Annotated in this window: 6 protein-coding genes and 4 tRNA genes; 1 reads left to right on the top strand and 9 read right to left on the bottom strand. The window is 44.5% G+C overall.

Annotated elements, in window-relative coordinates; genetic code table 11:
- Positions 1-217 precede the first annotated feature (217 nt).
- Both pheT and pheS read right to left on the bottom strand, forming a co-directional pair.
- Complete coding sequence (pheT, locus tag F9817_RS10995) at positions 218-2,605, bottom strand: phenylalanine--tRNA ligase subunit beta (RefSeq protein ID WP_161155447.1); 2,388 nt, start codon at positions 2,603-2,605, stop codon at positions 218-220.
- Positions 2,606-2,635: 30 nt separating this feature from the next.
- A complete protein-coding gene (gene pheS / locus F9817_RS10990; protein WP_161155445.1) occupies positions 2,636-3,619 on the bottom strand; it encodes a phenylalanine--tRNA ligase subunit alpha in 984 nt (327 codons plus the stop codon).
- A gap of 340 nt (positions 3,620-3,959) precedes the next feature.
- Here pheS and F9817_RS10985 point away from each other — a divergent pair, with 340 nt between their 5' ends.
- On the top strand, positions 3,960-4,442 hold the full coding sequence (locus F9817_RS10985) for a GNAT family N-acetyltransferase (protein ID WP_161155443.1): 483 nt from the start codon (positions 3,960-3,962) through the stop codon (positions 4,440-4,442).
- 129 nt (positions 4,443-4,571) lie between these two features.
- Here the strand turns inward: F9817_RS10985 and F9817_RS10980 are convergent.
- The 7 genes from F9817_RS10980 to uvrY form a co-directional block, all read right to left on the bottom strand.
- Positions 4,572-4,647: transfer RNA gene (locus F9817_RS10980), tRNA-Gly, on the bottom strand.
- A 32-nt stretch (positions 4,648-4,679) separates the two neighbouring features.
- Positions 4,680-4,766 (bottom strand) — tRNA-Leu (locus F9817_RS10975).
- A 79-nt stretch (positions 4,767-4,845) separates the two neighbouring features.
- A tRNA-Gly gene (locus F9817_RS10970) sits at positions 4,846-4,921 on the bottom strand.
- Positions 4,922-4,924: 3 nt separating this feature from the next.
- Positions 4,925-4,998, bottom strand: a tRNA-Cys gene (locus tag F9817_RS10965).
- A 304-nt stretch (positions 4,999-5,302) separates the two neighbouring features.
- The gene (gene pgsA, locus F9817_RS10960) at positions 5,303-5,860 is read right to left on the bottom strand and encodes a CDP-diacylglycerol--glycerol-3-phosphate 3-phosphatidyltransferase (RefSeq protein ID WP_161155441.1); all 558 of its coding nucleotides are present in this window, start codon (positions 5,858-5,860) and stop codon (positions 5,303-5,305) included.
- 46 nt (positions 5,861-5,906) lie between these two features.
- Entirely contained in the window at positions 5,907-7,736 is a 1,830-nt protein-coding gene (uvrC, locus tag F9817_RS10955) for an excinuclease ABC subunit UvrC (protein ID WP_161155439.1), read from the bottom strand.
- On the bottom strand, positions 7,736-8,380 hold the full coding sequence (uvrY, locus tag F9817_RS10950; RefSeq protein WP_161155437.1) for a UvrY/SirA/GacA family response regulator transcription factor: 645 nt from the start codon (positions 8,378-8,380) through the stop codon (positions 7,736-7,738). The genes uvrC and uvrY overlap by 1 nt, the downstream gene beginning before the upstream one ends.
- Positions 8,381-8,620: the final 240 nt, after the last annotated feature.

Below are 8,620 nucleotides of genomic sequence, written 5' to 3'. Positions count from 1 at the left end.
GATAATTACCCTACATAAGTGTTATTTATTAGAATAAAATATTATTAAAAAACGAAATGTCAATTTTTCGATGCGATCAAAATTTTTAATTTCTCTAATAAATCATGGGGTTACTTGACATAATTCTAACAGTTGCGACACTTTTTCTGCGCTTGTGACATAAAAAAACAGGCTCTTGATAAGAGCCTGTTTTTCAAATTTGCGGTATAGATAACAATTAATCGCGCAAAGATGCACCAAATTTCTCACCGACGTGAGCAACAATAGCATCAACGGCAGTAGAAATATCTGCTTCTTCTAGAGTACGTTCTGTTGATTGTAGTGTCAGAGCAATAGCAAGACTCTTCTTACCATCCTCAACACCTTGACCCACGTAAACGTCAAACAGTTTCGCATCTTTTAGCAATTCACCACCAGCAGCCACACACGCTTGAACAATCGCGTCAGAAGCAACCGTATCATCAACCACTACTGCGATATCACGACGGTTCGATGGGAATTTAGATAATGAAACTGCTTCAGGAATCACGCGAGTCGCAATCGCATTCCACTCGATTTCAAACACAACAGTGCGGCCGTTTAGACCAAATTTGCGTTCAAGTTCAGGGTGAACCGTACCGATAACGCCCACTTGCTTACCGTCAACAAGGATAGCTGCCGCTTGACCCGGATGAAGAGCTGGGTGTTTTACTGCGGTAAAGCTGTAAGCTTTATCATTCGCGGTAAGATCGAGAATCGCTTCTAGGTCACCTTTAAGATCAAAGAAATCAACGGTCGCGGTATTAATATTCCAGTGTTCGTCATTCAACGTACCAGAAATCACACCCGCAAGAATTGGTTCTTGACGCATACCGTTCTCAGCCGCTTCATCTGGAGTAAAGCGTAAACCGTATTCAAATAAACGAACACGTGGTTGCTGACGTTTTTGGTTACGTACAACCGTGTTGAGCAGACCTTGGATCAGACCTAAACGCATTGCAGACATGTCTGCAGAAATTGGGTTAGGCAATACTAAAGGTTCAACATCAGGCACGATCAATTTTTGTTGTTCTGGTTCAACGAAGCTGTAAGTAATTGCTTCATGGTAACCACGGTCAACAAGTAGATCACGTACGCGTTTAAGCGGCAAGTTTGCTTCTTTGTGCAAGTTCATGCTCAAGCCAGCAACAGGCGCTTGGTTTGGAATATTGTCGTAACCGTAAATACGGCCAACTTCTTCTACAAGATCTTGTTCAATCGCGATATCAAAACGCCAGCTTGGTGCGGTTGCAGTCCAACCTGCATCAGTGCTTTCTACAGAAAGACCTAAGCGCTCTAGAATCTCTACGACGTCAGCATCTTCAACATGATGGCCTAAAAGGTCATTCAGTTTAGTGCGACGCAGTGACACTGTGTTTGCTGTTGGCAATTCTGCGCTTGCTTCTGTTGCATTAACAGGAGCAACGTCACCACCACAGATATCAATCAATAGCTGAGTTGCACGTTCCATTGCCGCGTATTGCAGATCAAAATCCACACCACGTTCAAAACGAAGTGAAGAATCAGTGTGCAACCCGTATTCACGTGCACGACCACGAATCGCTGCTGGCGCAAAGAATGCACATTCAAGTAATACGTCTTGAGTGTCACTGCTTACACCTGAGTGTTCACCGCCAAAGATACCTGCAAGAGCCAGTGCTTTCGCTTTATCAGCAACAACAAGTGTACCTTCTTGGAGTTCAGCTTCAGTACCGTCGAGTAGCGTCAGTTTTTCACCTTGCTCGGCTAAACGAACGACGATGCCACCTTCAATCTTCGCAAGATCGAATGCGTGCATTGGCTGACCTTGTTCAAGCATCACGTAGTTAGTCACGTCAACGATAGGATCGATAGAACGAATACCACAACGGCGCAATTTCTCTTGCATCCACATTGGCGTAGACGCTTTCACGTTTACGTTTTTAACTACGCGGCTTAGGTAACGAGGACATGCAGCTGGCGCTTGAACGTCAACTGAAACAGTATCGTCGATAGTGCTTGGTACTGGTGATGTTTCTGGAGCGTTCACGTCTGCACGGTTTAATACGCCCACTTCACGAGCTAGACCACGAATACTGAAACAGTCTGCGCGGTTAGCCGTTAAGTCAACATCGATAGTTACATCGTTAAGACCTAAGAATTCACGGAAATCAGTCCCTAGTACTGCATCTTCCGCCAATTCCATGATGCCATCAGATTCAACATCGATTCCTAGCTCTGAAAATGAACACAGCATACCGTGCGAAGGTTGTCCGCGAAGTTTTGCTTTTTTAATTTTAAAATCACCAGGAAGAACGGCACCAACCGTTGCAACAGCAACTTTGATACCTTGACGACAGTTTGGCGCGCCACACACAATATCCAGCAGCTCTTCAGCACCGATATCGATTTTAGTTACGCGCAATTTGTCTGCGTCTGGGTGTTGTGCACATTCCACAACTTTACCCACTTTCACACCTGTGAAGTCGCCCGCTACAGGAAGTACGTCATCGACTTCCAAGCCAGCCATTGTAATTTGATGAGTAAGCTCGTCAGTTGTCACCGCAGGGTTAACCCACTCACGAAGCCATGATTCGCTGAATTTCATAGTGTTTCTATCCCTCTTTGGGGCCCCTGATTACTTGAACTGTTTGAGGAAACGAAGATCGTTTTCGAAGAATGCACGAAGGTCGTTTACGCCGTAACGCAACATAGTAAGACGTTCAACGCCCATACCAAATGCGAAACCAGAGTATTTTTCAGGGTCGATACCTACACTGCGAAGTACGTTCGGGTGAACCATACCGCAACCTAGAACCTCTAACCATTTACCGTTTTTCCCTTTCACGTCCACTTCTGCAGAAGGCTCTGTGAATGGGAAGTAAGAAGGACGGAATCGAACTTCTAAATCTTCTTCAAAGAAGTTACATAGGAAGTCGTTCAAGATACCTTTTAGCTGAGCGAAGTTTACTTTCTCGTCAACCAACATACCTTCTACTTGGTGGAACATTGGAGTATGAGTTTGGTCGTAATCGTTACGGTAAACACGGCCAGGTGCGATAAAACGCAATGGTGGCTGATTGTTTTCCATCGTACGAATCTGTACACCTGAAGTGTGAGTACGAAGCATCAACTTAGGATTAAAGAAGAAGGTATCGTGATCAGTACGTGCTGGGTGATCTTGTGCAATGTTCAGAGCATCGAAGTTATGGAAATCATCTTCAATTTCTGGGCCAGACTGAACGGTAAAGCCTAGCTCACCAAAGAAGCTTTCAATACGTTCGATTGTACGAGTGACAGGGTGTAAACCACCATTTTCGATACGACGACCAGGCAAAGTCACATCGATCGTTTCTGCTGCCAATTTCGCTTCTAGTTCAGCACGTTGCAGAGCGTCTTTACGCGCTACGATCGCTTGTTGAACCGCGCCTTTAGCTTTGTTGATTTCCTGACCAGCAGTGCGGCGCTCTTCAGGTGGCAATTTACCTAGGCTTTGCAGTTGAGCAGTTAGCTCACCTTTTTTGCCCAAATACTGAACACGCACTTCATCGAGTGCGACTAACGACTCAGCAGCCTCGATGGCAGCGGTCGCGTTAGCAATAATCTCTTGTAGATGTTGCATTGTTTCCTCGTCTGCTAATGAGCAGTTTCCTTTAGGAACTCAAGAGCGAGTTCCAAGGGTCCCGACAGAGTGTCCAGACGGGTACCCGATAGGTTGACCGTAAGGGATTCTTGGGGTATTTCAAATAGCTGTACATAGTACCGAAAGCGGCAGTTAAAGCCAAATGAAATGCGCGCCAAAGCCTAATTTCGGCCACTCATTAACCACTATCGAGACAAAAAAGAGTAGATTGTTAAATCACGTAACTGCTAACCTTTGTCGATACTCTTTTTGACTCACGTAATGAAGAGTCGAAATTAAACGTCCACCCAATTTTCTGTTTTCTGGATACGGAGATCATATGCAACTAGAAATAATTCCCATTGATTCAAGTCACAACCTTGCGATTTGTAAGATAATTCAGCAAGTTGGTGCTGAATTCGGTGCAATTGGGGATGGATTTGGCCCCTCAGATGATGAAGTGTTGGCGATGAGTGAACATTACCACCCCGATCAAGGTAGCCAGTATTTTATTGCATTAATCGATGGAAAAGTGGTCGGCGGCGGCGGTATTGCCCAATTTGGCAGTGAGCCAGACTGTTGTGAATTACGAAAGTTATTTCTTCTCGCTGAAACTCGTGGGTCCGGTCTAGGCCGTAAGCTCGCATCAACCTGTTTGGACTTTGCTAAAGAGCAAGGTTATCAGTCCTGTTATCTCGATACGCTCAAAACCATGACAAGCGCGATCAAATTATATGAGTCACTGGGGTTTAATCGCCTAGTATCTCCTAAAGCGGGCACTGAACATAACGGATGTGACGTGTGGATGGAGAAACAGCTTTAGTTTTATTCACCAAGATATGAAAACGCTTTGTGACCTCAACCTGCCCTGTAATGACGCTCAGAACGTCTTGTTACTTACTTTATTTCATATACGAAAAAGCCCTGACCGAAAAGTCAGGGCTTCAATGTTTGGAGCGACACACGAGGTTCGAACTCGTGACCTCAACCTTGGCAAGGTTGCGCTCTACCAACTGAGCTAGTGTCGCATAGTAACGATGTTATCGTTACCTTGTATAGATGGTGCCCCGGGCCGGACTTGAACCGGCACAGCGCGAACGCCGAGGGATTTTAAATCCCTTGTGTCTACCAATTCCACCACCAGGGCACGCAATTCTGTTGCGATGCCTTTACTGAAAAAGTAAAACACCATCTGATACCGAACTTATGTTCCATATCTTTTTATTTGGAGCGACACACGAGGTTCGAACTCGTGACCTCAACCTTGGCAAGGTTGCGCTCTACCAACTGAGCTAGTGTCGCAAATGGAGGCGCGTCCCGGAGTCGAACCGAGGTCCACGGATTTGCAATCCGCTGCATAGCCCCTCTGCCAACGCGCCTTCGTAACTTCAGTAAGCTTGGCGTTTATCGCCTTGCTCCTGAGTACGGGAATGCATTCTACGGATTCGATGCAGCGAGTCAACAGAATTTTTTTCAATTTTATGTCGTTTGGCTACTTTACAGCCAAAGAGGCTGTTTTCGGTTAAATTCAGAGCAAAAATAACCGAATTTTCCAAGAGATAAGTCACACTAAATCAAAATAACTGAACCGTAGCGTGAAAAGATCAGCCTTGTATGAACCACTTAAACGAAAAAAGACGGAACCTTGTCCGTCTTTTTATAAAATAGGTGTATTAAACCGATTTACATACTGTCTTCACTCAAGAGATCATCTTTCGCAGCCATCAGGTACTGGACCATTGACCAGTAGGTCAGCACTGTTGCCACGTAAATGGCAATATAACCTACCCAAACCATCCAATTGTCGTAATGCCAAATCAGCACCCAAAGTGAAAACATTTGGGTCAGTGTTTTTACTTTACCAATCCAAGATACGGCCACGCTCGAGCGTTTGCCTATTTCGGCCATCCATTCACGCAATGCTGAAATGATAATCTCACGAGCAATCATAGTCACTGCAGGAATAGTAATCCAAATAGTGTGGTAATGTTCTGTGATAACAATTAACGCCGTCGCGACCAACACCTTATCGGCGACGGGATCGATAAACGCGCCAAAACGAGAAGTCTGGCCCAGTTTTCTCGCTAACATCCCATCTAACCAATCGGTAAATCCGGCCACCCAAAACACCATGGCAGCAGCAAATGGTCCCCAACTAAAGGGAAGATAGAAGGTTACGACAAAAACTGGTATGAGAAAAAGTCGTATTAATGAAAGAATATTCGGAATGTTCAAACGCATAATTGTAAGCTCTTATCGGTAGCGCGTTTATGTTGCGGCATTTTCATCATGGTTTCAATGCCTGATAAATGTTTTCTGCCAAAGAATGGCTAATCCCTGGTACTTTGGCTATTTCTTCAACACTTGCTCGTTTAAGTTCTTGTAATCCCCCCATATATTTTAACAACGCCTGGCGACGTTTTGGTCCAACACCTTCAATGCCTTCCAACGTACTGGTTCGGCGTGTTTTACCACGTTTCGCACGGTGTCCCGCTATAGCGTGGTTGTGGCTTTCATCCCGGATGTGTTGAATCAAATGTAATGCTGGCGCATCACTAGGTAAATGTGATTCATGACCATCGGTGGTAATCAAGGTTTCTAACCCTGGCTTACGGGTTACCCCTTTCGCAATACCGATTAAACGCGGCCTCTTGGGCCAATCTTCCCAACACTGCTGCAAAATCTCATAAGCTCGATTTAACTGCCCTTTACCACCATCGATAAAGATAATATCAGGGATTTTATCCACTTCTAACTGTTTAGAGTAGCGACGTTCGAGGACTTGTCCCATCGCCGCATAATCATCGCCACCGGTGATTCCCGTAATGTTGTAGCGACGATATTCCTGACGCACCGGTCCTTCTTGATTAAACACCACGCATGATGCAATCGTGCTCTCCCCCATCGTATGGGAAATATCAAAACATTCCATTCGTTGGATAGATTCCATGTCCAGTTCTTCTTGCAACGCTTTAAAGCGCTGGCTGATCGTCATTTTATGGTTGATCTTGGTCGTAATCGCGGTTAGTGCGTTGGTATTGGAAAGTTTGAGATAACGCCCACGAATTCCGGTTGGATTGACATGGAAATGAATTTTTCGCCCAGCGACCTCTGTCAGTGCATTTTGTAATGCCGACACATCTTCAAACAAACCTGAATTAACAATGATACGAGTTGGAATGGTGCGAGCCTCATTGTGACTCAAATAGTATTGAGTCAAAAAGCTATCGAACACTTCTTCTTGTGTCGTATTGTGTGGCACTTTAGGGAAATGACTGCGGCTACCGAGCACTTTGCCTTGGCGTATCATTAAAATATAAACGCAGGCAATACCATTTTCTTGAGCAAAGCCGAGCACATCCATATCTTCCATGCTGTCGTCAGACACGTATTGCTGTTCTTGTACTCGACGAATTGCGTGGATTTGATCGCGAAACTTTGCGGCATCTTCAAACTTTAATGCGGCACTCGCCCGCTCCATCTTACTGACTAAGGTTTCCAGCACTTGCTGATCTTTACCTTGTAAGAAGAGGCGCACCAAATTAACAAGTTCAGAGTATTGTTCATCGGAAATCACTGAACTGACACAAGGTCCTGCACAGCGTCCAATCTGATACATCAGGCATGGGCGAGTTCGGTTACTGTAAACCGAATCTTCACACTGACGAACAGGAAATATCTTTTGGAGTAAATGCAGCGTTTCTCGAACCGCCCCAGAATCTGGGTAGGGGCCGAAATATTCACCTTTGCGCTTTTTAGCACCACGATGTATCGAGATGCGCGGATGTTTATGACCGCTAATAAAAATATAGGGATAAGATTTATCATCACGCAATAATACATTGTACTTAGGTAAGTACTTTTTAATGTAATTATGCTCAAGGATGAGGGCTTCGGTTTCGGTATGAGTCACCGTCACATCTATCTTGTCGATGTGAGTAACCAGTGCGCGAGTTTTCTCGCTATCGATCGTCTTACGAAAATAACTCGACAACCTCTTTTTGAGGTCTTTTGCTTTACCAACATAAATAACTTCAGCCTCAACGTTATACATACGATAAACGCCAGGCTGATTAGTTACTGTTTTTAAAAAGGATACGGAATCAAAACTCGGCACTACAACTTCTCTGTGTCCAGCATTCCATGACGAATCGCTAGGTGAGTCAGTTCTACATCACCGCTAATATCTAATTTAGAAAAAAGACGGTAGCGATAACTGTTGACTGTTTTAGGGCTCAAATTTAACTGTTCTGAAATGTCCGTTACTTTCTGACCTTTGGTGATCATCATCATGATCTGAAGCTCACGCTCGGACAAATCTGCAAATGGATTTTCTGAAGCCGGTGAAAATTGGCTTAGTGCCATTTGCTGCGCAATTTCAGGTGAGATGTATCTCTGGCCGCTATTGACGACTCGAATGGCATTGACCATCTCATCGGGTGCAGCCCCTTTGGTTAAATACCCAGCAGCCCCAGCTTGCATGACTTTCGTTGGGAACGGGTTTTCAGTATGTACGGTTAAAACGATGATTTTAACGTCTGGATTTAGGCGCAAGATTTTCTTGGTTGCTTCCATACCACCGATGCCAGGCATATTCATATCCATTAGCACCACGTCAGCATGATTATTACGACACCATTTTACAGCGTCTTCGCCACTATCAGCTTCCCCTGCTACATTTATTCCACGGACGTCTTCAATAATACGTCGTATCCCTGTGCGAACCAGTTCGTGATCATCTACAAGGAAAACACTTATCAAACTTGTATCTCCACACTTATCTATCGGCTCTGCATTCACTCAGCAAGAAAGTGAATGGCAGGATGTTCGCCTATTGTAACTTAAATAAATTCATTTTGCTTCGTACGAATATGTGCTTAAACGCAAAGTTTCGCAAGCACTTATTATCACGAATTAGCGCTTTTAACTAAAAATCTCATTTATCAGTAAATCACATAATAGTGATACCTAATATTAATGAAGCAGTGTCCCACCAATAGC

Source organism: Vibrio eleionomae (assembly GCF_009874545.1).
GTDB lineage: Bacteria > Pseudomonadota > Gammaproteobacteria > Enterobacterales > Vibrionaceae > Vibrio > Vibrio nitrifigilis.
The sequence above is the reverse complement of the archived record's forward strand: the minus strand, read 5'-3'. Positions and strand labels throughout refer to the sequence as shown.

Coding starts and splice junctions, on each gene's coding strand:
- pheT (WP_161155447.1), bottom strand. CDS start 2,605: ATGAAATTCAGCGAATCATGGCTTCGTGAGTGGGTTAACCCTGCGGTG.
- pheS (WP_161155445.1), bottom strand. CDS start 3,619: ATGCAACATCTACAAGAGATTATTGCTAACGCGACCGCTGCCATCGAG.
- F9817_RS10985 (WP_161155443.1), top strand. CDS start 3,960: ATGCAACTAGAAATAATTCCCATTGATTCAAGTCACAACCTTGCGATT.
- pgsA (WP_161155441.1), bottom strand. CDS start 5,860: ATGCGTTTGAACATTCCGAATATTCTTTCATTAATACGACTTTTTCTC.